At 58.8% G+C, this 26,511-nt stretch carries 24 protein-coding genes and 1 pseudogene; 13 read left to right on the forward strand and 12 right to left on the reverse strand.

What is annotated here, in order from left to right:
* Positions 1-33 precede the first annotated feature (33 nt).
* The 7 genes from R0140_RS07840 to R0140_RS07870 form a co-directional block, all read right to left on the reverse strand.
* Positions 34-480 carry a helix-turn-helix transcriptional regulator gene (locus tag R0140_RS07840; protein ID WP_131000017.1) on the reverse strand — a complete coding sequence of 149 codons (447 nt, stop codon included), beginning with the start codon at positions 478-480 and terminating at the stop codon, positions 34-36.
* Positions 477-1,127, reverse strand: a complete 651-nt coding sequence (locus tag R0140_RS07845; RefSeq protein WP_223169293.1) for a HipA domain-containing protein — start codon at positions 1,125-1,127, stop codon at positions 477-479. The genes R0140_RS07840 and R0140_RS07845 overlap by 4 nt, the downstream gene beginning before the upstream one ends.
* Positions 1,060-1,581 (reverse strand): hypothetical protein, encoded by a 522-nt coding sequence (locus tag R0140_RS07850; protein WP_022064813.1) that lies wholly within the window; start codon positions 1,579-1,581, stop codon positions 1,060-1,062. Before R0140_RS07850 ends, R0140_RS07845 begins: the two co-directional genes overlap by 68 nt.
* A 114-nt stretch (positions 1,582-1,695) precedes the next feature.
* Positions 1,696-2,427, reverse strand: a complete 732-nt coding sequence (sanA, locus tag R0140_RS07855; protein WP_008804033.1) for an outer membrane permeability protein SanA — start codon at positions 2,425-2,427, stop codon at positions 1,696-1,698.
* A gap of 276 nt (positions 2,428-2,703) precedes the next feature.
* A complete protein-coding gene (gene cdd, locus R0140_RS07860) occupies positions 2,704-3,588 on the reverse strand; it encodes a cytidine deaminase (protein ID WP_012541034.1) in 885 nt (294 codons plus the stop codon).
* 128 nt (positions 3,589-3,716) lie between these two features.
* Positions 3,717-4,412, reverse strand: coding sequence for a CidB/LrgB family autolysis modulator (locus R0140_RS07865; protein ID WP_008804035.1), 696 nt, complete (start codon positions 4,410-4,412; stop codon positions 3,717-3,719).
* Complete coding sequence (locus R0140_RS07870; protein WP_004201620.1) at positions 4,402-4,806, reverse strand: CidA/LrgA family protein; 405 nt, start codon at positions 4,804-4,806, stop codon at positions 4,402-4,404. The genes R0140_RS07865 and R0140_RS07870 overlap by 11 nt, the downstream gene beginning before the upstream one ends.
* 358 nt (positions 4,807-5,164) lie before the next feature.
* Here R0140_RS07870 and dusC point away from each other — a divergent pair, with 358 nt between their 5' ends.
* The 5 genes and pseudogenes from dusC to R0140_RS07895 all read left to right on the forward strand — a co-directional run bounded on the left by dusC (position 5,165) and on the right by R0140_RS07895 (position 12,222).
* Complete coding sequence (dusC, locus tag R0140_RS07875) at positions 5,165-6,097, forward strand: tRNA dihydrouridine(16) synthase DusC (protein WP_012541036.1); 933 nt, start codon at positions 5,165-5,167, stop codon at positions 6,095-6,097.
* Between the two features lie 356 nt (positions 6,098-6,453).
* Positions 6,454-7,818 carry a carbohydrate porin gene (locus R0140_RS07880; RefSeq protein WP_008804037.1) on the forward strand — a complete coding sequence of 455 codons (1,365 nt, stop codon included), beginning with the start codon at positions 6,454-6,456 and terminating at the stop codon, positions 7,816-7,818.
* Between the two features lie 155 nt (positions 7,819-7,973).
* Entirely contained in the window at positions 7,974-8,807 is an 834-nt protein-coding gene (gene bglG / locus R0140_RS07885) for a transcriptional antiterminator BglG (protein WP_002912842.1), read from the forward strand.
* A gap of 30 nt (positions 8,808-8,837) precedes the next feature.
* A pseudogene (gene bglF, locus R0140_RS07890) lies at positions 8,838-10,812 on the forward strand (PTS beta-glucoside transporter subunit IIABC).
* Between the two features lie 15 nt (positions 10,813-10,827).
* Positions 10,828-12,222 carry a glycoside hydrolase family 1 protein gene (locus R0140_RS07895; protein ID WP_200083417.1) on the forward strand — a complete coding sequence of 465 codons (1,395 nt, stop codon included), beginning with the start codon at positions 10,828-10,830 and terminating at the stop codon, positions 12,220-12,222.
* 33 nt (positions 12,223-12,255) lie between these two features.
* Here the strand turns inward: R0140_RS07895 and R0140_RS07900 are convergent, their stop codons facing one another.
* Complete coding sequence (locus R0140_RS07900) at positions 12,256-12,990, reverse strand: class I SAM-dependent methyltransferase (protein ID WP_072122946.1); 735 nt, start codon at positions 12,988-12,990, stop codon at positions 12,256-12,258.
* A gap of 128 nt (positions 12,991-13,118) precedes the next feature.
* Here R0140_RS07900 and mdtQ point away from each other — a divergent pair, with 128 nt between their 5' ends.
* Positions 13,119-14,558 carry a multidrug resistance outer membrane protein MdtQ gene (gene mdtQ / locus R0140_RS07905; protein WP_008804041.1) on the forward strand — a complete coding sequence of 480 codons (1,440 nt, stop codon included), beginning with the start codon at positions 13,119-13,121 and terminating at the stop codon, positions 14,556-14,558.
* Between the two features lie 32 nt (positions 14,559-14,590).
* Here mdtQ and R0140_RS07910 read toward each other — a convergent pair whose 3' ends face one another.
* On the reverse strand, positions 14,591-15,160 hold the full coding sequence (locus R0140_RS07910; protein ID WP_094916842.1) for a DedA family protein: 570 nt from the start codon (positions 15,158-15,160) through the stop codon (positions 14,591-14,593).
* 153 nt (positions 15,161-15,313) lie between these two features.
* Here R0140_RS07910 and R0140_RS07915 point away from each other — a divergent pair, with 153 nt between their 5' ends.
* The gene (locus R0140_RS07915) at positions 15,314-15,901 is read left to right on the forward strand and encodes a Yip1 family protein (RefSeq protein WP_008804043.1); all 588 of its coding nucleotides are present in this window, start codon (positions 15,314-15,316) and stop codon (positions 15,899-15,901) included.
* A 188-nt stretch (positions 15,902-16,089) separates the two neighbouring features.
* A complete protein-coding gene (gene pbpG / locus R0140_RS07920; RefSeq protein WP_022064810.1) occupies positions 16,090-17,040 on the forward strand; it encodes a D-alanyl-D-alanine endopeptidase in 951 nt (316 codons plus the stop codon).
* A 463-nt stretch (positions 17,041-17,503) separates the two neighbouring features.
* Here the strand turns inward: pbpG and R0140_RS07925 are convergent, their stop codons facing one another.
* On the reverse strand, positions 17,504-18,058 hold the full coding sequence (locus R0140_RS07925; RefSeq protein WP_008804045.1) for a GNAT family N-acetyltransferase: 555 nt from the start codon (positions 18,056-18,058) through the stop codon (positions 17,504-17,506).
* Between the two features lie 85 nt (positions 18,059-18,143).
* The gene (gene dld / locus R0140_RS07930) at positions 18,144-19,889 is read right to left on the reverse strand and encodes a D-lactate dehydrogenase (RefSeq protein ID WP_008804046.1); all 1,746 of its coding nucleotides are present in this window, start codon (positions 19,887-19,889) and stop codon (positions 18,144-18,146) included.
* 194 nt (positions 19,890-20,083) lie between these two features.
* Here dld and bglX point away from each other — a divergent pair, with 194 nt between their 5' ends.
* From bglX to R0140_RS07955, 5 genes are all read left to right on the forward strand, one after another.
* A complete protein-coding gene (bglX, locus tag R0140_RS07935) occupies positions 20,084-22,381 on the forward strand; it encodes a beta-glucosidase BglX (RefSeq protein WP_075205777.1) in 2,298 nt (765 codons plus the stop codon).
* A gap of 136 nt (positions 22,382-22,517) precedes the next feature.
* Positions 22,518-23,435 (forward strand): glycine betaine ABC transporter substrate-binding protein OsmF, encoded by a 918-nt coding sequence (locus R0140_RS07940; protein ID WP_032740119.1) that lies wholly within the window; start codon positions 22,518-22,520, stop codon positions 23,433-23,435.
* A gap of 7 nt (positions 23,436-23,442) precedes the next feature.
* Complete coding sequence (locus R0140_RS07945) at positions 23,443-24,600, forward strand: ABC transporter permease (RefSeq protein ID WP_022064808.1); 1,158 nt, start codon at positions 23,443-23,445, stop codon at positions 24,598-24,600.
* Positions 24,593-25,540, forward strand: coding sequence for an ABC transporter ATP-binding protein (locus R0140_RS07950; RefSeq protein ID WP_032740118.1), 948 nt, complete (start codon positions 24,593-24,595; stop codon positions 25,538-25,540). The genes R0140_RS07945 and R0140_RS07950 overlap by 8 nt, the downstream gene beginning before the upstream one ends.
* Positions 25,524-26,261 carry an ABC transporter permease gene (locus tag R0140_RS07955; protein ID WP_022064807.1) on the forward strand — a complete coding sequence of 246 codons (738 nt, stop codon included), beginning with the start codon at positions 25,524-25,526 and terminating at the stop codon, positions 26,259-26,261. The genes R0140_RS07950 and R0140_RS07955 overlap by 17 nt, the downstream gene beginning before the upstream one ends.
* On the opposite strand, the gene R0140_RS07960 is transcribed toward R0140_RS07955, so the two are convergent.
* Complete coding sequence (locus R0140_RS07960) at positions 26,236-26,349, reverse strand: protein YohO (RefSeq protein WP_002912762.1); 114 nt, start codon at positions 26,347-26,349, stop codon at positions 26,236-26,238. The genes R0140_RS07955 and R0140_RS07960 overlap by 26 nt on opposite strands.
* Between the last annotated feature and the right edge of the window lie 162 nt (positions 26,350-26,511).

Here is a 26,511-nt window from a genome sequence, read left to right on the forward strand (position 1 = left end):
GCATCAAAAACCCGCGCCTGGCGCGGGTTTTTACTATTTAAATAGAGAAGAAATAAGTGTTTTAGAAATAGGGACGAGTCCTGTTTCAAGGCCAAACGGCTTATAGATTTTATTAATGATCTCGGCAGAATAATTGCCTTTATCATTTTCCACATCAGATAAGGTCTTACGAGAGACATCCACTAGCCGGGCATATTCATCCTGGCGTAAACCCAGAACTTCTACTCTCAGTTTTTTCAGGGCCTCTCCCTGGCTGATGGCGCCTAGCATGATGTCATGGATAATGGCGTGAATGACCGCCTGACGATCGACCGTTTTGACTTTTTTTAAACCAGCCGAGACGCGTTGTCTGCTTATCTCTGAACGAGCTTTTTTTTCCGCAGCCGTTACCCCGGTGGCGGGTAGGGATGGTGGGTTATCCGCCCGCAGCCGGGCTAAGGTATTTTGGATTTCTGTTTCTTTTTTATTCAGGGTCTTCATAACAGCCCCCAGCGAGCGAGTTTGTCAGGTATAAATTTAAAACCAATTGATGGCATTTCCAGAATCTGAACAGGAACGCCGCGTACTTTAAGACGGGATGGTAAATCAACGAGTTGAGATGCGGTTTCACTTAAAGCATTAAGCAATGTGTCAGGGGTGATCCATTCAGCCAAAGCTTGTGCGATGGCGCCAAAGTTATATTCGCCTCCTGATTCGCAGGCTAATGACCACTTCATCGTGCGCGGTATACCTTCCGGGTCGGCTTTCATTGGTGCAAAATCGTAGATTGGCGCAAGGATAATTTCATTATCTGCTTTCATAAATGCAGTATTACGTCCATGGTTATCACTATTGCCAAAAATAATGTTTAATAAGTCTCGACGTACCCAATCGATGATAAATCCTTGAACATCAAAGCGATAATTCTGTACTCTTACCATATTACTGGATGTGATCTTTTCGATTAGGATCCGCAGCGTGGTTTCATGATCAAGTATCGTCGCTGGCGCTTTTTGTAACAGAGAATAGACTGACTCCATTCCCAATCTCATTATCCGGCCATCACCGTCTCTTCTGATATCAAATCGCGGCAACCAGAGAGAGGGATAATGTAGCCCCTCCTGCTGCGGCTCCTCGTTCCTGGTCATAGTCGAGAAAATCACTGGCACGATTCATGACATCAGTGACAGAGAACGTTTTACTGCTTGCCAGACTATCCCAGTCCGGCACCGAGTCTTTAATGCGTAAATTTCCCACTGGCGACATCGTGCCGAATTTGAGCAAGATGAAATTCTGCTGGCCCTGAGGAAGTTCACTGATATCTAAAAAGTTAACCCAGTAACGTCGGCTGGCGCCGCCTGGAATGATATCGTCTATAAATCTTAACCATCCAGGATTTCCGTGATCCTCAAAATAAAGCGAAACGGGATGGTTGAGCGACACGGCGTGATAGTCATCGCGTTCCAGAAAGTCGATGGCGTAATCGGTAAGATAGTCGATTTGTGTTGTAAACCAGTCCCCTTGCTCACTACCGGGGAATTTTATCAACGCAATGTCTTGCCACTCCGCATTGAGAAAGGCTTGTACCGTTAATGTTTCCATCTCGCCCTCCAAAAAGGATGATGAGTGAAATATTACTCATTAAAGAGCATTCATGCAATTAACGTTACTTATAATACGCATTGTTTTGGCATCGCATGATTAATGCATCTTATATCACTCATTGGCGGGTTTTGTGTTTTTCTGCAGTTCCAGCAGCTGCTCCGGAGTGACTGCCGGGTAGGACTGGGCGTCATCCGGTACGTCATGCTGTTGAGCCGGAATCGGGATGAGAGGGCCGAGAAAGCGCGGTTCCCGTTTGAAGATATAGAGGTCCGCCAGCGCGCCAAAGCGGGCGCCGAACTCGCGCAGCCGCACGCTCCACATATCCTTCGGCGACGGCACCGCGTAGCACTGGGCCTGGATCCCCATATGCAGGGCGATAAACAGCGCCCGTTCGCAGTGGAAGCGCTGGGTGATGATAATGAAGTCGTTGGTATCGAACACTTTGCGGGTGCGGACAATCGAGTCGAGCGTACGGAAGCCGGCATAGTCCAGCACGATATCGGCAGGATCGACGCCGCCTTTAATCAGGTCCCGACGCATGGTCATCGGTTCATTGTAGCTTTGCAGAGCATTATCGCCGCTCAGCAGCAGATAGTTGACCTTGCCGCTGTTGTAGGCGTTCAGCGCGCCCTGGATGCGGTAGCGGTAATACTGATTGATGACGCCGGTGCGGTAATATTTGGCGGTGCCCAGCACCACGCCGACCTGACGGTAGGGCAGGTCCTGCAGCTCATCATAGATATAGGGCGCGGTTTTCCAGCTCATCCAGCGGTCAAGGCCCAGCACGGTCAACAGCAGCAGGCCGAGCAGGACTAACAGGCTGTAGAACACACGCTTTAACATGAACTTGGCTCAATAATAGACAACGGAGTCTTCAGGCTACTTTACCCGCCGGGTAAGCGCAAGAAACCCGCGTTTGATTGCGGGGATTTTCAGCAATATAGACAGATCGCCGAACGCAGGTCGGGTAAGGCGTGAGCCGACACCCGGCATAGAGATCTTCAGCTCGCCATGGCGCGAACCGTAGGTCGGGTAAGCGTAGTGCCACCCGACAACATCACGGTATAACAGGTCGGCCGGATAAGGCGAAACCGTAATCCGGCAATCTGCTCAGGCTGATCAACCTAACAGGACGCGCTCGATATTCTGGCAGCCCAGCGCCTTCAGGGTGGCGACGGTAGCATCCCACTGGATCAGCGCCGCGTCGGCTTTCTCCGCGAGGATTGCCCGCTGGATAGCGGGATAATCATAGCCGTTGAGGCTCAGGAGATTCAGCGCCCCCTGCAGCGGCGGCAGCGTCGGATTGAACGCTGCGTTTTCCGCATAGCTGCCGCTGAAAATGGTGCCGTCTTTCAGCTCCAGCGCCACGCCGGAGGGCGAGTGGCTGTAGGGCGCATGGCAGCGGTTGGCGGCCTGAATGGCTGCCTGGGTCAGGGCATCGCCGCTCACCGGGAAGCCATGGTCCTGTGCATCCATCAGCAGGGTTTTGATCTCCAGATCTTTCGGACCAAAGGCGTCCGGCAGATAGTGCTCCAGGGCATGCGCTTCGCGGCCCGGCAGATGAATGCGCAGCGCCAGTCCGCTGTTCAGTTCGTTCATAAACTGACGGCAATGGCCGCACGGCGTGTAGTTCACCGTAATAGCGCGCAGGGAGGTCTCGCCGCGCAGCCAGGCGTGGCTGATGGCGCTCTGCTCGGCGTGAACGGTCTGCTGCATGGTCGCCCCGAGAAATTCCATATTGCCGCCAAAGTACCAGCGGCCGCTGACGCCGCGGGCGATCGCCCCGACGTTAAAATGAGAAAGGTCGGCGCGCGCGCAGGCGGCAGCAAGCGGCAGTAGCGCAAAGGCCAGCGCGTCTTCGTCCAGACCTGTCGCCTGCTGCAGCGTCGCCACCTGATCGGCTTCGAGCAGCGCCGGGAAGTGCGGGTCGGCGAGCATCGGGGCGATGGCCGCCTGCAGGTCTGCTGCCAGAGTCGTCAAAGCAGCTTGAAAACGTGAGTGCATAGCGTTGCCTCATAACAATGTAATGGGAAGCCAGTGTACGGGCGTCCAGCAGTCTCATATGTGACGAATATCTCATTGTTTATGCAACTTTGATTTGTTGCATTAAAAAATGTGATTTAAATCACAATTTATCCCACCACCGCGAGGATCAGCGGAAATAAGAACGGTGCCATCAACGAGGTGATGATCCCGCACAGCACCAGCGCCAGCGAGCTAAACGCCCCTTCCTGGTAGTCCAGTTCCGCACAGCGGGCGGTGCCGAGGGCGTGCGAGGCGGTACCCATTGACAGGCCGCGTGACGCTTTGGTGCGAATGCGCATCAGGTTAAGCAGCGTATGGCCGAATACCGCGCCGAGGATGCCGACAAAAATCACGCACACGGCGCTGATAGCCGGAATACCGCCGATGCTGCCGCTGACCGCCATGGCAATTGGCGTAGTGACTGACTTAGGCAGAATAGAGGCGGCGATTTGCGGCGTGGCGCCCATCAGCAGGGCGACGGTAGTACCGGTGATCATCGCCACGCAGCTGCCGATAAAGCAGATGGTGATGATTGATTTCCAGCGCGCGCGGATCTGGTGCAGTTGCTCATACAGTGGAAAGGCCAGCGCGACCACCGCCGGCTGCAGCAGATCGTTCAGGACTTTGCTGCCGGCAAAATAACGCTCATAGGAGATCCCGGTCAGCAGCAGAAACGGAATTATAACTACCATCGCCACCAGCAGCGGGTTGAGCAGCGGGAACTTAAAGCGGGCGGCCAGCCTGCGGGCGAGAAAAAAGACGATCAGGGTTAGCGGCAGCGACCACCAGATTTCATGCATCATTTTTCTTTTCCTTTTGCCCAATCACTTTACGTTCGCCATGCACCAGGTGAGAGCTCCAGCTCACCACCACAAACACCACCAGCGTGCTGATGGCGCAGGAGATGACGACTGGCCCCAGCTGGGCGCGCAGCAGATCCCAGTATTGCATCACGCCGACGCCGATGGGCACGAACAATAGCGCCATATAGCGGATCAGGATATTGCAGCCAGGATTGACCCACTGCGGCGGCATAATTTGCAGCGCCAGCAGCACGAAGAGGATCAGCATGCCGATGATGCTGCCGGGGATAGTGATGGGCAGCAGTCCGGCGATAAAAATTCCGGCGTATAAGCAGGCGTAAATCAGGACGAAGGCCCGCAGGTACTGCCAGATAATAGTCAGCGATTTACTCATGGTAATAACCCTTGATGAAGTGCATTCATCATACAATTAATCCCTAAAATGTGCTACCGATCACATCATGAATTCTACGCATAGCGCTGATAGCGTACGGGAACAATAGCCTCTCCCGGCAGGACCCGACAGCTCGCAGCTTAGGGTATATGGAGTCCCACGCTACCTTTTTGAACGAGGCGCGGCAAATAAAGGCGGCATGAGACGCCGCAGACTCCTGTAAAGCATAGAGATTATCTCCTCGCTTTGCCGCATTCGCCGAACGGGTAATGGCGTACGGCAGGCCGGACGCATTGAGCGCTTTCCACCAATGCCTGGAGGCGCTACCATAGCGCCTCTTTTTTTTCCGGATAACGATATGCGTGTTCTACTGGCGCCGATGGAAGGCGTGCTCGATTCGCTGGTGCGCGAGCTGCTGACCGAGGTTAACGATTACGATCTGTGCATCACCGAATTTCTGCGCGTGGTGGATCAACTGCTGCCGGTAAAATCGTTCTACAGGCTGTGCCCGGAACTGCATCATCAGAGCCGCACGCCGTCCGGCACCCGCGTGCGCGTCCAGCTGCTGGGACAATATCCCGAGTGGCTGGCGGAAAACGCCGCCCGCGCGGTGGAGCTGGGGTCGTGGGGGGTGGATTTAAACTGCGGCTGTCCGTCTAAGCTGGTGAACGGCAGCGGCGGCGGGGCGACGCTGCTGAAAGATCCGGAGCTGATCTATCGCGGTGCGAAAGCCATGCGCGAAGCGGTTCCCGATCATCTGCCAGTGACCGTCAAGGTGCGACTCGGCTGGGACAGCGGCGAACGGCGCTTCGAAATCGCCGATGCGGTGCAGCAGGCCGGGGCCAGCGAGCTGGTGGTTCACGGCCGCACCAAAGAAGATGGCTACAAAGCCGAACGCATTAACTGGCAGGCGATCGGTGAGATCCGCCAGCGTCTGACCATTCCGGTGGTGGCCAACGGCGAGATCTGGGACTGGCAAAGCGCCCAGGATTGTATGGCCGTCACCGGCTGCGATTCGGTGATGATTGGCCGCGGGGCGCTCAACGTGCCGAACCTCAGCCGGGTGATCAAATACAACGAACCGCGCATGCCGTGGCCGCAGGTGGTTCAGCTGTTGCAAAAATATACCCGCCTGGAAAAGCAGGGCGACACCGGTCTGTATCATGTGGCGAGAATTAAGCAATGGTTAGGCTATTTACGCAAGGAATATAGTGAGGCGCTGACTCTGTTTAATGAAATTCGCGCCCTGCAAACGTCTGCTGAAATAGCGGCGGCCATCGCCCGCTATTAAACACCATACTGTTATTTGCTTCACATATTATTACTTGCCTGCCTATTGCTGGTAGGCATGAGTTGAATAAAGTGATAATGTGCGGTCAATCAATTCAGGATTGCTACTGAACCCAGGCAAAACCTAAGCATTTTCGTCATTCGTGGCGGAAAGTGCTTAGGTTTTTTTTTGGCTAAAATTCAATGGTGAAAAAATGGTTATGTAAAACAATAGGTTGTAATTAACGTTTTCTCTGGCATCGTCGCGGTTTTATTACCGGCGGACGCCCTTTGCCATTCATTTTTTAAAAAAGAAAACAGGTAAATAAATAACCTGGGGATCCCCTTTGTTTTTATTCAGTCACGGTGGATATCACAATGCATAACAAAAAAATAAATCAGCTTTTGATCGGCGCGGCGCTGGCGGCAATGGTGCCTGCCGTCAGCGCCGCGGAAACTCCGGCCTGGAACGGCAGCGTGCTGGGGTTCGAAGCCGGACAGCAGGGGCTGCTGGGCGATATGCTGGGCATTCGTCCGATCCTCGAAGAGAACGGCTTTCATTATAATCTCGGGTATCTTAACGAGATGGCCTACAACGCCGGCGGCGGTTACGACCATGATAAACACCTGGCCTATATTGACCAGGTGGCGCTGACCTTTACCCAGGATCTGGAGCGCTGGACCGGCATACCGGATGCGCGTCTCGAAGGCAACATCGTCAACCGTAACCACGATGATAACCTCACCACGAAACGGCTGCAGGATCCGCGGGTGAGTTTCAACGATCTGTCGCAGGAGAGTTGGGGCGGCGGGTCGATCACCCGCCTCGGCTGGCTGACCTTTGCCCGCAGCTTTGACGACCGTCGCCTGACCTGGCGCATCGGCATGATGAACAAGGTGCAAACTTTCGACCAGATCATTCCCTGCGATTTTCAGCTACTGACCCAGTGCGGTGGGAAATCGGCCAACTCGCTGACCTGGAATAACTGGAACATCCACACCTGGGGCACCACCCTGGAGTACAAGCTGACGCCGACGGTCACCCTGAAAGGCGGGGTGATGGAGCAAAACCCGCAGGCTACCGCGCGCAGTCACGCCTGGAGCGGGTCGACGAAGGGCAGCAAAGGCATTTTACTGCCGATGGAGATCGAAACCCGTCCGCTGATGAATGGCCTGCCGGGAGCCTATAACCTGGGTGTGGTCTGGACCAACGCGCCGCAAACCGACCTCTACAGCGGCAAATCCGGCGGCGTCGGGGCGACCGATCCGCAAGGCTACGCCGAGCACGACAGCACCTGGTTTATGTACGCCGGCCTGAACCAGCAGATCACCCGCCACGCCGACGACCCGCTGCGGGGGATGAGCGTCTCGCTGAGCGGCAGCCTCAGCGACCAGCGCAGTAACTATATCCACTCCGCCGTCGCCGCCTCCATGCGCTACCGCGGGCTGTTTGACGCCCGCCCGGAGGACTGGATTGGCTTTGGTCTGACGTGGATCGACATGAGCAGCCACTACGCACGTAACCAGCGCTATATGAATCAACTCAGCGGCGCCACCGACTATAACGACCCGGCTTACCAGCCGGTGGCCGGTCATTCGCTGAACGGCGAGCTCTATTATCGCTTCCGCCCGGTCTCCTGGCTGGAGCTGCAGCCGGGCCTGCAGTACTGGCACCGTCCGGGCGGCGTCGCGCAGACCCAGGACGCATGGGTGGTGGAGTGGAAAACGGTGGTGACTTTCTGATAGTCGCGATCTTAATCACGTTTTTTCACTTGTCAGGTTGAGCGCGCAGCAGAAGTTGTTACAGTGCGGGTGTTGGATTGCAACTGCTGCGGCAGGCAAAACCTGATCACCTGGCGTTTCGTCGGGGGTCAGGTTTTTTTGTTTCTGGGGTCTATATGCAAATCGCCAAAGTACTCAATAACAATGTGGTGGTGGTTCTTGACGAGCACCGGCGCGAACAGGTGGTGATGGGGCGAGGGCTGGCCTTTCAGAAACGCCCGGGCGACGTGCTGGACGACAGTAAAATTGAAAAAGTCTTCGCCTTACAGAGCGATGAACTGGTAGGCCGCTTAGGTGAGTTACTCAGTCAGATACCGTTAGAAGTGATGACCACCTGCGATCGCATTATCGACCTGGCACGCGGGCGGCTGGGCAAGCTACAGGAAAGTTTGTACATCACATTAACGGATCACTGTCATTTTGCTATCGAGCGGCAGAAAAAGGGCATCGCACTGCGTAACGTGCTGCTGTGGGAGATTAAGCGGCTGTATCCGAAGGAGTTCGCGCTGGGTCAGGAGGCAAGGGCCATTATTGCCAAAAGGCTTGGTGTGGAGCTGGCGGAGGATGAAGCCGGATTTATCGCCCTGCATCTGGTGACGGCGCAGCTCAACAGCGAAATGCCGGAGGTCATGCACGTGACCCGGGTGATGCAGGAGATCCTGCAGCTGGTGAAGTATCAGCTGCAGCTTAACTATGACGAAGAGTCATTGAGCTATCAGCGCTTTGTCACTCATCTCAAGTTCTTCGCCCAGCGGATGCTGACGCGCACGGTGGTGGAAGATGACGACGTCTCGCTGCACAGCGCGGTGAAAGATAACTACGCTAAAGCGTGGAAGTGTGCGGAAACGGTGGCGACGCATCTGCAAAAGCAGTATCAGCGGTCGCTGACCACCGAAGAGATTATGTTTCTTGCCATTCATATCGAACGGGTAAGAAAAGAGGGGCGTTAATTCCCCCCAACAAAACTGGATTGTTACTGCATGATGCAGGCAAAACCTGAGCGCGACGCCGACCGGCGTGGTTCTCGGGTTTTTTTATTTTTTACTACTCAGTCGCCGGTTGTCTGCGGGCAGCGGCAGTAAGGAAAAGAGCATGGAATATAAAGCACTCGCGCAGGATATTCTCAACCGCGTCGGCGGCAAAGAGAACATTGTGAGTCTGGTTCACTGTGCGACACGTCTGCGTTTTAAACTGAAAGATAACGGCAAAGCCGATGCCGAAGGGCTGAAGGCCAATCCGGGCGTCATTATGGTGGTGGAGAGCGGTGGCCAGTTTCAGGTGGTGATTGGCAACCACGTTCACGACGTCTGGCTGGCGGTGCGCCAGGAGGCGGGGTTAAGCGATGACAGCGAACCGGTTGCCGGGGAAAAAGCGGCCAAAGGATCGGTGTTAAGCCAGCTTATCGACATCATTTCCGGCATTTTTACACCGTTTATCGGCGTGATGGCGGCGACCGGTCTGCTGAAAGGCCTGCTGGCGCTGGCGGTGACCTGCGGCTGGCTTACGCCGGAGCAGGGGACTTATAAAATCTGGTTTGCCGCCAGCGACGCGCTGTTCTTTTTCTTCCCGCTGTTTCTTGGCTATACCGCCGGGAAGAAGTTTGGCGGTAATCCGTTTATCTCGATGGTGATTGGCGGGGCGTTAACCCACCCGCTGATGATTCAGGCCTTTGAGGCCAGCCAGGCGCCGGGCGCGGCGGTGGAGCACTTTCTCGGCATCCCGGTGACCTTTATCAACTACAGCTCGTCAGTGATCCCGATTATTCTCGCCTCGTGGGTCTGCTGCTGGCTGGAGCGCAAGAGCAACGCGCTGTTGCCGTCATCGATGAAAAACTTCTTCACCCCGGCGATCTGCCTGGCGGTGGTGGTCCCGCTCACCTTCCTGGTGATTGGCCCGGTCGCCACCTGGCTGAGCCATCTGCTGGCCAACGGCTACCAGTTCATTTATGCGTTTGCCCCATGGCTGGCGGGCGCGGTACTGGGCGCCATGTGGCAGGTGTGCGTTATTTTTGGCCTGCACTGGGGGCTGGTGCCGTTGATGATCAACAACATGACAGTACTTGGTCACGACTCCATGCTGCCGATTATTCTTCCGGCGGTGATTGCCCAGGTGGGGGCGGTTCTGGGGATTTTGCTGGCCACCCGCGATGCGCGTCAGCGGATGCTGGCCGGTTCCGCCTTCTCTGCCGGGCTGTTTGGCATCACCGAGCCGGCTATCTACGGACTGACCCTGCCGCTGCGTCGTCCGTTTATCTTCGGCTGTATCGCCGGCGCCATCGGCGGGGCGATCACTGCCTTCAGTAATAGCCATGCTTACTCGTTCGGTGTGCCGAATATCTTTTTCCCGGCGCAGATGATCCCGCCTGGCGGGATTGACGCCAGCGTCTGGGGCGGGCTTATCGGCACCGGCGTGGCTTTCGTGCTTGCCTGCGTGCTGACCTTCTTCGCCGGCATGCCGCGCGCCAGCGCTGCACCGGGCGCCGTGACGGTAGCCCCGGCCTCGGCAAACGATATTCTGGCGCCGATGAGCGGCAGCGTTATCGCCCTTGAGCAGGTGCCGGATAGCACCTTCGCCAGCGGCCTGCTCGGTAAAGGGGTCGCCATTATCCCGGCGGTGGGCCAAGTGATTGCCCCGTTCCCGGGCGAAGTGGCTTCCCTGTTTCAGACTAAACATGCCATCGGCCTGCAGAGCGACAGCGGCATTGAGCTGTTGATCCACGTCGGCATCGACACGGTCAAACTCGACGGCGTGCCGTTTACCGCACATGTCAAAGAGGGCGACAGGGTGCAGGCCGGCGATCTGCTGATCGAGTTCGATCGTCAGGCGATTCTGGATGCCGGTTACGACCTGGCGACCCCGATCATTATCAGCAACAGCGACGACTACCGGGAAATTGATACGGTGGCGTCCAGCGCCGTCGAAGCCGGCCAGCCGCTGTTGTCAGTCAGCCATTAATCACAGGAGAGAGAGATGAAAACATTCCCGGCGGATTTTATATGGGGCGGCGCGACCGCGGCGAATCAGGTGGAAGGGGCTTATCTGGAAGAGGGCAAAGGCTTATCCACCTCCGATGTGCAGCCGCACGGCGTGTTCGGCGAGGTGGTCGAGCGCGTACCCGGCGACAGCGGTATTAAGGATGTGGCGATCGATTTTTACCATCGCTACCCGGAAGATATCGCTCTGTTCGCCGAGATGGGCTTTAACTGCCTGCGGGTGTCCATCGCCTGGACCCGCATCTATCCCAACGGCGATGACGCCGAGCCCAACGAAGCCGGTCTCGCGTTCTACGACAAGCTGTTCGACGAGATGGCGAAGCACAACATCACCCCGCTGGTGACGCTGTCGCATTATGAAATGCCGTGGGCGCTGGTAAAAAACTACGGCGGCTGGGGCAGCCGGGAGGTGATTGGTTTCTTTGAGCGCTACGCCCGCACGGTGTTCAGCCGCTATAAAAATAAGGTCAAATTGTGGCTGACCTTTAACGAAATCAATATGTCGCTGCATGCTCCGATGACCGGCGTCGGCCTGCCGGCCGGCAGCAGCAAAGGCGAGGTGTATCAGGCGATTCACCACCAGCTGGTGGCCAGCGCTCTGGCGGTTAAAGCCTGTCACGAGCTGGTGCCCGAGGGCAAAATCGGCAATATGCTGCTCGGCGGGCTGATGTATCCCCTGAGCTGCAAACCGGAAGATGTGTTTGAGACGCTGCAGGAGAACCGCAGCTGGCAGTTCTTTGGCGACGTGCAGGCGCGCGGCGCGTACCCGGGCTATATGCTGCGCTTTTTCCGCGACAACGGTATCACACTCACCATTACCGATGCCGATCGTGAAGCGCTGAAAACCACCGTCGACTTTATCTCCTTTAGCTACTACATGACCGGCTGCGTCACCGCCGACGAGGCGCTGAACCAGCAGGCGCGCGGCAATATTCTCAGCATGGTGCCGAACCCGCACCTGGCGAGCTCGGAGTGGGGCTGGCAGATAGACCCGCTGGGCCTGCGTACGCTGCTGAACGTGCTGTGGGATCGCTATCAGAAGCCGCTGTTTATCGTGGAAAATGGTCTGGGCGCCAAGGATAAGGTGGAAGCCGATGGCAGCATTAACGATGACTACCGCATCAGTTACCTGAACGACCATCTGGTGCAGGCGCGGGAAGCCATTGACGATGGCGTTGAGCTGATGGGCTTTACCAGCTGGGGGCCGATTGACCTGGTGAGCGCCTCGAAGGCGGAGCTGTCGAAGCGCTATGGCTTTATCTATGTCGACCGTCATGATGACGGCACCGGCACCCTGGCGCGCAGTAAGAAGAAGAGTTTTGACTGGTATAAAGAGGTGATTGCCAGCCGCGGCGCCAGCCTGAAAGCGTAAAGGATGCCCGCCCGGTCATCGCCGGGCGGGGGATTAGCCCGGTTTACGCGCGCGCAGTAAAAAGATCATCGGACGTTCTTTCTCTTCATCCAGGGCGGGCTGTTGGACAATCTGTTCGGCGCTCGGACCCCACTCATCCAGCTGCTCCAGCACAAAACCCGCGGCGATAAGCGCGTTTATCCAGCTTGAGAGCTTGCGATGTTGCTTGATGACGCCCTCGGCAAACCAGTTGCTGACGCGCTCACCCTCCTGCTGATAGTGACTGACCGGCCAGCTTTTCTGTCCCTGGTCATCCACCCGCCAGCCCTGCTGCAAGGGGGCGGTATAGATGGGATGTTCGGCGGAAAAGACCAGGGTGCCGCCGGGAACCAGCGCCTGCTGCAGGGTGGCGAAGAGCGGGGCAATGTCCGGTAAATAATGCAGCGCCAGCGAGCTGTAGACCAGATCGCAGCTGTTGGTGGGCAGCGTCAGGGTTTGCAGATCGGCGCAGCGGTAGACAATCTCATCCCCGCGGGTCATCTCCCGCGCCTGCGCCAGCATGCGCTGAGAGATATCAAAACCGGTTATCTGGCTGGCTCCCTGCTGCTGTGCCCAGCGGCAAAACCAGCCGTAGCCGCAGCCGAGATCCACCACCCGCAAACCGGTTATCGGCGGCAACATTGCCTGCAGGGAAGGCCACTCCGGTGCGCCATCCAGCCCCTTCACCGAGCGATCGAGGGTCGCATAGCCGGCAAAAAACTGCGGGTCGTCATAAATATTCTGACTCATATTCATCCCTTGAATTGATAAGGTTGTTTATTTTTAGCTAACTAATAATTTAGTCACACGCTTTACTAAACGCGTTTAATTCAATTAACTTATGATAACCAACCTGATTAAGTTATCTGACCTGTCTAATGAAATTGATATTAAATAAAAGCGTGCTGGCGGCATTGCCCCTGGCCATCGCGCTGGCTGGCTGCGCGCCATCTCATGAGGTTGCTAATCCGCCGCAGCAGCAAATTCCAGCCTCCCATGTTTCCATGGATCTCCCTGCCGCCGTCAAAAATGGCTGGCCGCAGACCGACTGGTGGAAAGACTACCACGATGCCCAACTGGATAATCTGATTCAGCGCGCACTCGCCAATGCGCCGGATATGCAAATTGCCGAACAGCGCATCAGGCTTGCCGAAGCGCAGGCGCGAATGTCGCAGGCGAATCTTGGCCCGGAGATGGATTTCTCCGCCGATGTTGAACGCCAGCGCATGTCGGCCGAAGGCCTGATGGGGCCGTTCGCCACCGACACCGACGGCAATACCGGCCCGTGGTACACCAACGGCACCTTCGGCCTGACCGCTGGCTGGGATCTGGACCTGTGGGGTAAAAACCGCGCGCTGGTGAAAGCGCGCATCGGCGAGCTGAAAGCCCAGGTGGCGGAGCAGGCCCAGACCCGCGAATTGCTTTCTGGCAGCGTGGCGCGCCTGTACTGGCAGTGGCAGACGGAAGCGGCGATTAAAGCGGTGCTGCAGCAGGTGAAGGGTGAGCAAAATAATATCGTGACGGTCGACAAGGCCCTGTTGCAGCGCGGGATCACCAACTCCGCCGAAGGGGCGGAGAACGATATTAACGTCAGCAAAACCGACCAGCAGCTGGCGGACGTGGCGGGCACGATGAAAGAGATTGAAGCGCGCCTGATGGCCCTGACCAACAGCCAGAGCCAGTCGCTGAATCTCAAACCGGTCAGCCTGCCGACGGTCAGCGCGCAGCTGCCTGATACCCTCGGCTATGAGCTGCTGGCGCGCCGCCCGGATCTGCAGGTTGCTCACTGGTACATTGAGGCATCGCTGAGCGAAGTGGACGCGGCGAAAGCGGCGTTTTATCCCGACATCAATCTGATGGCGTTCCTGCAGCAGGATGCCCTGCACTTAAGCGATCTTTTCCGTCACTCGGCGCAGCAGATGGGCGTCACCGCCGGACTGACGCTGCCGATCTTTGACAGCGGCCGCCTCAATGCCAATCTGGATATCGCCAGCGCGCAGAACAGCCTGTCGATAGCGCAGTACAACAAAGCGGTAGTGGATGCCGTCAACCAGGTGGCGAAAACCGCCAGCCAGGTCGAGACGCTGATGGCCAAAAGCCAGCAGCAGCAGCAGGTTGAAAAAGACGCCCAGCGGGTGGTGAACCTGGCGCAGGCCCGAATGGCGGCGGGGATCTTACCCGGCTCCAGAGTCAGTATGGCGAAGCTTCCGGCGCTGCAGGAGCGCATTACCGCATTGCGCCTGCACGGCCAGTGGATTGACGCCAGCATTCAGCTGACTTCTGCTCTCGGCGGCGGCTATCACCAGAGCGTGAAATAACCGGCGCAACGGCGCGCCTGCGGGGGCGCCGTTTAGTCTTTCTTCTTCCTTTCTCGCCGCCTGAGCCACCAGTGGGCGGCGACCACCAGTCCTACCGCGAGGATCAGCCAGATCCAGTGCTTCAGATGGGCGTCCAGATGGTGCAGCCACGGGCCAACCACCTCGCCGCCGAGATAGCCAATGGTGGTAAACAGCAGGGCCCACACCAGCGCTCCGACAATATTCAACGGCAGGAAAATGCGCGGCGGCAGGCGGCTGGCGCCGATCAGCAGGGGGCCGATTACCCGGAAGCCATACATAAAGCGGGTGCCGATGACAAACAGCCACGGCCGGTGCTGGATCATGCGCTGCGCTTTACGTATTCGCGCCTTCTGGCTGGCGAAACGGCGCAGAATGCGTCCCCCGAAGCGGCGGCCGACCAGATAGAGCAGCTGATCGCCAATCATCCCGCCGAGGGCGACGGCGAGCACCACCAGGGGAAACTTCAGTAACCCCTGATGCGCTGCGACGCCGCCCAGCAGGGTAATGGTCTCACCTTCCGCCATGCTGCCGACGATCAGCGCCGCGTAGCCATACTGGGAAATCAGGTGATTGATATCCATAAACAGCTTATCTCCTTATCTCATCACCTGTTAATCATACACCCTGCTGACCAAAACGCGGCGACGCAGTTTTTTTGCGCTGTACACAAAATAACCTACAGGGTGAATTATACTTGGATCAGTGCAGTACGAAGCCGTGACAAGGGGGACGCTATGAACCATGTCTGGGGGCTCTTCGCTCATCCCAACCGGGAAATGAGCGTGATTAAGAGCGAGAATGAAACCATTTCTCATCACTATACGCACCATGTGCTGCTGATGGCGGCGGTTCCGGTGGTGTGCGCCTTTATCGGCACCACGCAGCTGGGCTGGAACTTCGGCGACGGCACCGTTATTAAACTGTCGATGTTGACCGGTCTGGCGCTGGCGGTACTGTTTTATGCCGTGATGCTGGCCGGGGTGGCGATCATGGGGCGGGTTATCTGGTGGATGGCCAGGCAGTATCCGCAGCAGCCTTCCCTGAAACGCTGCATGGTGTTTGCCGGCTATGTGGCCACGCCGCTGTTCCTGAGCGGGATTGTGGCGCTCTATCCGCTGGTCTGGCTGTGCGCGCTGATCGGTACCATCGCGCTGTTTTACACCGGCTATCTGCTCTATCTGGGCATCCCGACCTTCCTGAGCATTAACCGGGAAGAGGGGTTAAGCTTCGCCAGTTCGACGCTGGCCATCGGAGTGCTGGTACTGGAAGTGCTGCTGGCGATCACCGTGGTACTGTGGGGGTATGGTTACCGACTCTTCTGATCGCACGTCACTGGATAATATGCATTGCCGGCAAATATGTATTTTGTGTCGGCAATGCAGCATTTCTTCACGATTCTTATTAGGCACAGGGCCTTACGGCGCGGTATGATGGCGTTTGCCAGCGATGTTGCCCACTTAACCTCGCGGCGTACGTTCCATAACGTGCAAAAATACTTTTCAGAATGCCCATGATGCCGAAATTTCGAGTCTCTTTGCTCAGCCTGACCTTGCTGCTGGCTGTGCCTTTTGCGCCCCAGGCGTTAGCAAAAACCTCCGCGGCGGTTGCCGCCTCGCAGCCGGATATCGCCTCCGGCAGCGCCATGATCGTCGATCTGGCCACCAAAAAAATCATCTATGCCAGCCAGCCGGATCTGGTGCGCCCGATGGCGTCAATCACCAAAGTGATGACCGCCATGGTGGTGCTCGATGCCCATCTGCCGATGGATGAGATGCTGACGGTGGATATCAGCCATACGCCGGAAATGAAGGGGATCTACTCCCGCGTGCGCCTCAACAGCCAAATCAGCCGCCGCACGATGCTGCTGCTGGCGCTGATGTCTTCCGAGAACCGCGCGGCCGCCAGCCTGGCGCATCACTATCCAGGCGGCTACGATGCCTTCATTCGCGCGATGAACGCCAAAGCCCAGGCGCTGGGCATGACTCATACCCGCTACGTGGAGCCGACGGGCCTGTCGGTGCATAACGTCTCCACCGCCCGCGATCTGACCAAACTGCTGATCGCCAGCGAGCAGTATCCGCTGATTGGCCAGCTGAGCACCACCAAAGAAGAGACCGCCACTTTCGCCCATCCGGCCTACAGCCTGCCGTTCCGCAACACCAACCATCTGGTGTATCGCGATAACTGGAATATCCAGCTGACTAAAACCGGCTTCACCAACGCTGCCGGCCACTGCCTGATTATGCGTACGGTGATTAACCAACGCCCGGTGGCGCTGGTGGTGATGGATGCCTTCGGTAAATACACCCACTTCGCCGACGCCAGCCGCTTGCGGACCTGGATCGAGACCGGGAAAGTGATGCCGGTACCCGCCTCGGCGCTGAGCTATAAAAAGCAGCGCGAATCGCAGATGGCGGAGGCGATGCTGAAAGGCGGCGCGCAGACCGCGCAGAACGATTAATCTACATGTCCCCCGGATGGCGGCGCATTGCGCCTTATCCGGGCTACGTGATTTGGCGCCGGGTTCGCCCCCTTCGCAGGCCCGGCAAGCGCAGCGCCGCCGGGCAATATACCCGACACCGTGCCGCGTTTGTGCCGGATGGCGGCTCGCGCCTTATCCGGGCTACGTGATTTGGCGCCGGGTTCGCCCCCTTCGTAGGCCCGGCAAGCGCAGCGCCGCCGGGCAATATACCCGACACCGTGCCGCGTTTGTGCCGGATGGCGGCGCATTGCGCCTTATCCGGGCTACGTGATTTGGCGCCGGGTTCGCCCCCTTCGCAGGCCCGGCAAGCGCAGCGCCGCCGGGCAATCAGGCCGAGTGCCGGTGTTTGTGCAGGATGGCGGCTGACGCCTCTCCGGAACCGCGCTGAACGGTAGCTCGGCTAAGGCGTTTACGCCGCGAGCCGGGGGTTTGACGCCGGATATCACTCCGGCAGCGTCCAGTCGCCGTCACCCAGCGCGCGCTGCATAATCAACGTATCTCGCCAGTCGCCCATTTTGTAGCCCACGCTGCGCAGTTGACCCGCCACGGTAAAACCAAACTTTTTATGGATCGCCAGCGAACCGGCATTGTTATGGCCATCACCGATGATCGCCAGCATCTGCCGCCACGGGCCTTTCTCGCATTCGGCGATCAGCCGCGACAGCAGCGCGCTGCCGATGCCGCGCCCGCCCATCCCGGATTCCACGTAGATCGATTCCTCAAGCGTGTAACGATAGGCCGGACGAGGCCGATAGAAGGTGGCGTAGCAGTAGCCGACGATGGCGCCGCGCCACAGCGCCACCAGCCAGGGCAGCCCGTTATCGCGGACGGTTTTGATCCGTTTACGCATTTCGTCAACGGTAGGGGGGATCTCTTCAAAGGAAGCGCGGCCATTGAGCACGTGCCAGACATACAGCGCGGCGATGGCGTGCGCATCGTCGGGCAGCGCTTCACGAATTTCTAAATCACTGTCGAGTAACGGGGCCTCTGCGGGCATGGCGGCGCTCCTGAATCTGCCGGAGAGACATTCTCCGGCGTGCAGCGTAATACAGAAGCGCCAGGCTGAATAGTCCTGCCGCTGATTATTGCGGATCTGCCGGGGAGACCGGCGTTGGTGCCGCTTCACCCCAGTATTTCTGCTTACTGGTTTTACCAATCCCCGGGTTCATGCTGTTGGTCGGATCGTTCTGGCGATAGAACTGCTGCAGGCTCTCCGGGGCCTCATACAGATGACCCACGTTATGCTCCGCCGGGTACTGGGCGCCGCGCGCTTTCAGCAACGCCAGCATCTGCTCTTTCAGAGCGTGGGCGTCGACCCCTTTCTTGACGATGTAATCCTGATGGAACACATGGCACATAAAGTGGCCATAGTAGAGCTTATGCACCAGCTGGCTGTCGATCTCCGGCGGCAGATGTTCGAACCACTCGGTATCGTTGCGGCGCAAGGCGATATCCAGCGCCAGAATATCTTCCACTTCGTCAGCATGCACCGCCTGATAGCGGATGGCCGCGCCGGCGGCGGCAAAGCGGTGCAGAAACGCCTTGCTGCCTTCCTCCGGCGTACAGGCGAAGAAATCCCCCTCGGCCTGCTGGAAGTATTCCGTCAGCCAGCGCTGCGCTTCTTCGATGCCATCCCCGGCCATCTTCAGCAGCAGATGATGTTCATATTTATCACGCCAGGTTTTCATCCGCTCCGGTAAGTGCGCCGGGAAGACGTGGCCGAGCTTCTGCATAAAGCGGTCGGTAAAGTGCGGCTTAAACAGCGAGACTTTCTCCAGCATCGCGTCGGTGCGCCCCTTCATGGTGAAGAAGAACGGCATTTTGTCGGTGCCGAGCTTGTCGATCATCAGGAAGGTGTCTTTGCCATACTTCTCGGCGATATCGTAAATATCGCGGTGCATATATTCCCCGGCCACCGGCAGATGCTGGAACTCGGCGAGGATATGGCGGCGGATCTCGGTCAATACCTGCGGCTGGTTGGTGCCAATGTAAAACACCTGCTGGCGTTTTTCCGCCGGGAAGGTATCCAGACGCGCGGCGAAAACCGCCAGCTTGCCGGCGCAGCCGGAGGATTCGAACAGGCGGTCCGGGTCGGCGTTGTAGCGCGCCGGGGTGTCGGCATCGACATCGCGCACGCGGGTCACATAGTCGTGATCGTGGGCGTGGCGGCCGTCGTGCAGCACATCGCTATCGCTGATGCGCTCGTCGTCGAGGCGGCTGAGGATCTGCTCCGGCGTGCTGCCGAGATCAATGCCCAGATGGTTGACCAGCTTCAGCTTGCCGTCGGCGTCAATCTGCGCGAACAGCGACATTTCGGTATAGGCGGGCCCGCGCTGCACCAGCGAACCGCCGGAGTTGTTGCAGATCCCGCCGATCACCGATGCGCCGATGCATGACGAGCCGATCACTGAGTGCGGCTCGCGACCCAGCGGTTTGAGCGCTTTTTCCAGCGAATAGAGGGTAGTGCCGGGCCAGGCCAGCACCTGCTCGCCTTTGTCCAGCAGATGCAGTTTATCCAGGCGCAGAGTGCTGATAATCACGATCTCGCGATCGTAATCATTGCCGTTGGGGGTCGAACCTTCGGTCAGGCCGGTGTTGGCCGCCTGCATCAGAATAATTTTATCGGCGTCTACGCAGGCGTTAAGCACGCGCCAGAGTTCCAGCAGGGTGCCGGGAAAGACAACCGCCAGCGCCTCGCCCTGACCGGAGCGGAAGCCTTTGCGGTAGCGTTGGGTTTTTGCCGGGTCGGTCAGCAGATGCGAAGGGCCAACCAGGCGCGCCAGATCCGCCAGAAACGTTTTATGGGTATTAGTGGGTGCAGATGACATGTTCCACTCCTTGTGGTGGTGCGCGAAATATCGAGGATAAGCATAGCGCTTTGTATGACAATTTGATGCATGAATGTTTCGCAAAAATCAGAGAAGAACCTTAGCATTCTGCGGGCGCGTTGTTTATATATATGGCAAACTGCGGTTTTTATTATGTTTTACCGAGTCCCCGTCTGAGAAAAAGCGAGATAACAATGAAATGGCTCTGCACTGTAGGCGTCGCCGTGAGTCTGGCGCTGCAACCCGCGCTGGCGGATGAACTGTTTGGTAACCACCCTCTGACCCCGCAGGCGCGGGATGCCTTTGTCACCGATCTGCTGAAAAAAATGACGGTAGACGAGAAAATCGGCCAGCTGCGTCTGATAAGCGTTGGCCCGGATAACCCGAAAGAGGCGATCCGCGAAATGATCAAAAACGGTCAGGTGGGGGCGATTTTTAACACCGTCACCCGGCCGGATATCCGCGTGATGCAGGATCAGGTGATGCAGCTTAGCCGCCTGAAGATCCCATTGTTCTTTGCCTACGATGTGCTGCACGGTCAGCGCACCGTGTTCCCGATAAGCCTCGGCCTGGCCTCATCGTTTAACCTTGACGCCGTGAAGACCGTGGGCCGCGTGTCAGCTTATGAAGCCGCCGATGACGGCCTGAACATGACCTGGGCGCCGATGGTCGACGTCTCCCGCGACCCGCGCTGGGGACGCGCTTCCGAAGGGTTCGGGGAAGACACGTATCTGACCACGATGATGGGCCAGGCGATGGTGGAGTCGATGCAGGGCAAGAGCCCGGCGGACCGCTATTCGGTGATGACCAGCGTCAAGCACTTCGCCGCCTACGGCGCGGTGGAGGGCGGGAAAGAGTACAACACGGTCGACATGAGCCCGCAGCGCCTGTTCAACGACTATATGCCGCCGTACAAAGCCGGGCTTGATGCCGGCAGCGGCGCGGTGATGGTGGCCCTGAACTCGCTGAACGGCACCCCGGCGACTGCTGATTCCTGGCTGCTGAAAGACGTCCTGCGCGACCAGTGGGGCTTTAAAGGCATCACGGTCTCCGACCACGGCGCCATCAAAGAGTTGATTAAGCACGGCGTGGCCTCCGACCCGGAAGACGCGGTGCGCGTGGCGCTTAAGTCCGGCATCAACATGAGCATGAGTGACGAGTATTACAGCAAGTACCTGCCGGAGCTGGTGAAGTCAGGCAAGGTGACCATGGCTGAGCTGGATGACGCCACCCGTCATGTGCTCAACGTCAAATATGACATGGGGCTGTTCAACGATCCGTACAGCCACCTGGGACCAAAAGATTCTGACCCGCAGGACACCAACGCGGAAAGCCGCCTGCATCGCAAAGAGGCGCGCGAAGTGGCCCGCGAAAGCCTGGTACTGCTGAAAAACCGTCTCGATACGCTGCCGCTGAAAAAATCCGGCACCATCGCGGTGATTGGCACGCTGGCGGACAGCAAACGCGACATGATGGGCAGTTGGTCCGCGGCCGGGGTGGCCGACCAGTCGGTGACCGTGCTGACCGGCATTAAAGAAGCGCTGGGCGATAACGGCAAAGTGATTTACGCCAAAGGGGCGAACGTTACCGACGATAAAGGCATTGTCGATTTCCTTAACCTGTATGAGAACGCGGTGCAGGTTGACCCACGCTCGCCGCAGGAAATGATCGACGAAGCCGTCGCGGCGGCGAAGCAATCCGACGTGGTGGTTGCCGTGGTGGGCGAAGCGCAGGGCATGGCGCATGAGGCCTCCAGCCGGACCGACATCACCCTGCCGCAGAGCCAGCGCAATCTGATTGCCGCCCTCAAAGCCACCGGCAAACCGCTGGTGCTGGTGCTGATGAACGGGCGTCCGCTGGCGCTGGTGAAAGAGGATCAGCAAGCCGATGCGCTGCTGGAGACCTGGTTTGCCGGCACTGAAGGCGGTCACGCCATCGCCGACGTGCTGTTTGGCGACTATAACCCGTCGGGCAAACTGCCGATGTCTTTCCCGCGCTCGGTGGGGCAGATCCCAACCTACTACAGCCACCTGAATACCGGCCGGCCGTATAATCCGGAGAAACCGAACAAGTACACCTCGCGTTACTTCGATGAAGCCAACGGCCCGCTGTATCCGTTTGGTTACGGCCTCAGCTACACCACCTTTAGCGTCTCCGATGTCACCATGTCGTCAGCCACCCTGCCGCGCGACGGCAGCGTGACCGCCAGCGTGCAGGTGACCAACACCGGCAAACGCGAAGGGGCAACGGTCATTCAGCTGTATCTACAGGACGTCACTGCCTCCATGAGCCGGCCGGTGAAAATGCTGCGCGGCTTTAAAAAGGTCAACCTCAAGCCGGGCGAAACGCAAACCGTCAGCTTCCCGATTGACGTCAACGCGCTGAAGTTCTGGAACCAGCAGATGAAATACGTTGCTGAGCCGGGCAAATTCAATGTCTTTATCGGCGTGGACTCCGCCCGCGTGAAGCAGAGCGAGTTTGAACTGTTGTAAGGAATAGCCCTTAAGCTCAACGTGACACGTTAAAGGCCGATTAATCGGCCTTTTCTTTTTCGCATCGCTGGCAAATGGACTACGCTTTTCTCTTAAGCTTCTGTAAGCGAAGCGCAAAAGAACTGAGGGACGCGGGATGAAGATGGCAATGAAATGGTCCGGTGCGCTGGCGCTGGCCGCCCTGATAAGTTTACCGCTGCAGGCGGCGGAGCCGGTGAAGGTCGGCTCGAAAATTGATACCGAAGGCGCGCTGCTGGGCAATATGATCCAGCAGGTGCTGGAAAGCCACGGCGTAAAAACGATTAATAAAATCCAGCTCGGCACCACGCCGGTGGTGCGCGGAGCGATTGTCGCCGGCGAGCTGGATATCTATCCGGAATATACCGGCAATGGCGCCTTCTTCTTCAAAGATGAAAACGACCCGGCGTGGAAGCATGCCCAACAGGGCTATGAGAAGGTGAAGCGCCTCGATCAGGAGAAACATCAGCTGGTATGGCTCACCCCGGCGCCGGCCAACAATACCTGGACTATCGCCGTGCGCCAGGACCTGGCGGAGAAAAATCACCTGACCTCGCTGGCCGACCTCAGTCGCTACCTGAAGCAGGGCGGCGAATTTAAGCTGGCGGCCTCGGCGGAGTTTATTGAGCGCCCGGACGCGCTGCCGGCGTTTGAAAAAGCGTATGGTTTCAACCTCAACCAGAACCAACTGCTGTCGCTGGCCGGGGGCGATACGGCGGTGACCATCAAAGCGGCGGCGCAGCAGACCTCGGGCGTAAACGCGGCGATGGCCTACGGCACTGACGGCCCGGTCGCGGCGCTGGGGTTACAGACGCTGAGCGATCCGCAGGGCGTGCAGCCGATTTATGCCCCGACGCCGGTGGTGCGTGAGGCAGTGCTCAAAGCCTATCCGCAGATCGCCGACTGGCTGAAGCCGGTCTTTGCCAGCCTCGATGAAAAAACCTTGCAGCAGTTGAACGCCCGTATTGCGGTGGAAGGCCAGGATGCGAAGCGCGTGGCGGCAGATTTTCTGCAGCAGAAAGGCCTGCTGAAGTAAGCCACCGGTGACCATTCGCTGTACTCACCGCGTCGGCCTGCTGCTGACAGGTCTGCTGCTGGTTACGCTGGCGCTGCCGTTTATTACTTACGCGCCGAATCGCTTACTCTCCGGCGAAGGGCGCGGGCTGTGGCAGGTGATGCCCTGGCTCGCCGGCGTTCAGATGGCGGCAGTCCTTGCCGGGATGCTGCTTTGCTGGTTGCCAGGCAGGGCCGCGCCGCTTCTTCACCTGCTGCTGGCCGAACTGCTCTTCCCGCTGCTTATCTGGGGCAGCGGACAGGCGGCGCTTGAGCTCTCCCGGCACGGCTCGCCGCTGGCGCGCACCTCGCCCGGCAGCGGCCTGTGGCTGTCGCTGGCGCTTTGTCTGCTGCTGGCCAGCGAGGCCATCCGTCATCTTACCGTCCGGCCGCTGTGGCGCTGGCTGCTTAATGCGCAAGTCTGGCTGTTGCCCATCATCCTGCTTGCTACCGGGGCGCTCGATCAGCTCTCTCTGCTGAAGGAGTATGCCAACCGTCAGGAGGTATTTGACGACGCCCTGCGCCAGCATCTGCTTTTGCTGTTCGGCACCCTGCTGCCGGGCCTGCTCATTGGCCTGCCGCTTGGGGTATGGCTGTGGCGACGTCCGCGCTGGCAGGCGCCGGCCTTCACCGTGCTCAATGTGATCCAGACTATCCCGTCGGTGGCGCTGTTCGGCCTGCTGATTGCACCACTTGCCGGTCTGGCGCGCTATTTCCCGGCGCTGGGCGAGCTGGGCGTCTCCGGGACCGGCATGGCGCCGGCCCTGATCGCCCTGACTTTGTATGCGCTGCTGCCGCTGGTGCGCGGGGTGGTGACCGGCCTGCAGCAGGTGCCGCAGGACGCCCTGGAGAGCGCGACGGCGATGGGCATGAGCGCCGGGCAGCGCTTTCGTCAGGTGCAGCTTCCGCTGGCGATGCCGGTGCTGCTGCGCAGCCTGCGGGTGGTCAGCGTGCAAACCGTCGGCATGGCGGTAGTGGCCGCGCTTATCGGCGCCGGCGGCTTTGGCGCGCTGGTGTTTCAGGGGCTGCTGAGCAGTGCGCTGGATCTGGTGCTGCTGGGCGTGGTGCCGACCATTGCCCTGGCGGTGGTGGTGGATGCCCTGTTCGCCCTGTGGGGCGCCTGGCTAAAAGGAGAGGCCAATGATTGAGTTTGAAGGGGTCAGCAAAGTGTTTGCCGGCCACCCGGCGGTGAAGGACCTGACCCTGGAGCTGCGCGAAGGCGCCTTCTCGGTGCTGGTGGGGACCTCCGGCTCGGGCAAGTCGACGACGCTGAAGATGATCAACCGCCTGCTGGAGCCGGACCGGGGCACTATTCGTTTTGCCGGCGAGGACATCCGTCAGCAGCCGGTCCTGACCCTGCGACGGCGGATGGGCTATGCCATCCAGTCCATCGGCCTGTTTCCGCACTGGACGGTGGCGCAGAATATCGCCACTGTACCGCAGTTGCAAAAATGGCCGCGGGCGAGGATCGCCGACCGGGTCGACGAGCTGATGGCGTTGTTAGGGCTGGAGGCGACGCTGCGCGACCGTTACCCGCATCAGCTCTCCGGCGGCCAGCAGCAGCGGGTGGGGGTGGCCCGGGCGCTGGCGGCGGATCCGGAGGTGCTGTTGATGGATGAGCCCTTCGGCGCCCTCGACCCGGTGACCCGCGAGGCGCTGCAGCAGGAGATGCTGCGCATCCACCGGCTGCTGGGGCGGACGGTTGTGCTGGTGACCCATGATATTGACGAAGCGCTGCGTCTGGCGGACCACCTGGTGCTGATGGACGGGGGCGAGGTGGTCCAGCAGGGGGCGCCGCTGGAGATGCTCCTGCGGCCGAAAAATAGCTTTGTGCAGACCTTTTTTGGCCGCAGCGAGCTGGGCGTGCGCCTGCTGTCGCTGCGCGAGGTGGGGGACTATTTGCGTCCCGGCGAACGGCTGGCGGGCGAGGGGCTGACCGTCACCATGACCCTGCGGGAAGCGCTGTCGCAGTTTGTCGCCCGGCGCTGCGAGGCGCTGCCGGTGGTCGATGCCGAAGGCAGGCCCTGCGGCACGCTGCATTTTGCCGATCTGCTGCGCCAGGAGGCGAGCCATGAAGGCGCTTCGTGAGCCGCTGTGGTGGCTTATCGCGCTGTTTATCGGTCTGCTGGTAGGGCTGCCCTACAGCGCGCCGCTGTTCAGTCGGCTGTTCCCGGAGCTGCCGCGGCCGGTCTATCAGCAGGAGAGCTTCTGGGCGCTAACCCTCGATCACGGCTGGCTGGTGGTGGCGTCCAGTCTCGCGGCAACGGTTGTGGGACTGGGGGCAGGGGTGGCGGTCACCCGGCCCGCCGGCAGCGCGTTTCGCCCGCTGGTGGAGACCATCGCCGCTATCGGGCAGACCTTTCCGCCAGTGGCGGTGCTGGCGATGGCGGTGCCGGTGCTGGGATTTGGCTGGCTGCCCGCGCTCATCGCCCTCGCGCTGTATGGCATACTGCCGGTGTTGCAGGGGACGCTGGCCGGGCTGGGGTCGATACCGTCGGGGGTGTCAGGGGTGGCCGAAGGGATGGGAATGACCGGCTGGCAGCGTTTGTATAAGGTGGAGCTACCGCTGGCGGCCCCGGTAATACTGGCGGGGATCCGCACCTCGGTCATCGTCAATATTGGTACCGCGACCATTGCTTCGACGGTGGGGGCCAGTACGCTCGGGACGCCGATCATCATCGGCCTGAGCGGCTTTAATACCGCCTATATTGTTCAGGGGGCGCTGCTGGTGGCGCTGGCGGCGATTATCGTCGACCGCGCGTTTGAGCGTCTGACCCGCTGGATCAGCCGACACCGCCACGCACAATAAAGGAATAGCCGGCCAGCATTACGCCGCTGATCCCGCCGATGGCCATAAGTAAGAAGAGGGTGACGACCGCGATTTTCGCTGGCTTCATAATAGGCTCCTGATGTTAACAGGGGGATTATACGGTGAAGCGCAGGTGTTAATGAAACATTAATTGCGGTTTAGCGCGCCGCGCCGGGGTTTTTGCCGCGTTTGCTGCGCAACGCGCCGGAAAAAAGTGTGATCCTGTCCGTCATTTTTCATTTTTATGCAG

Source organism: Klebsiella sp. w6, assembly GCF_033100215.1.
Lineage (GTDB): Bacteria > Pseudomonadota > Gammaproteobacteria > Enterobacterales > Enterobacteriaceae > Klebsiella > Klebsiella variicola.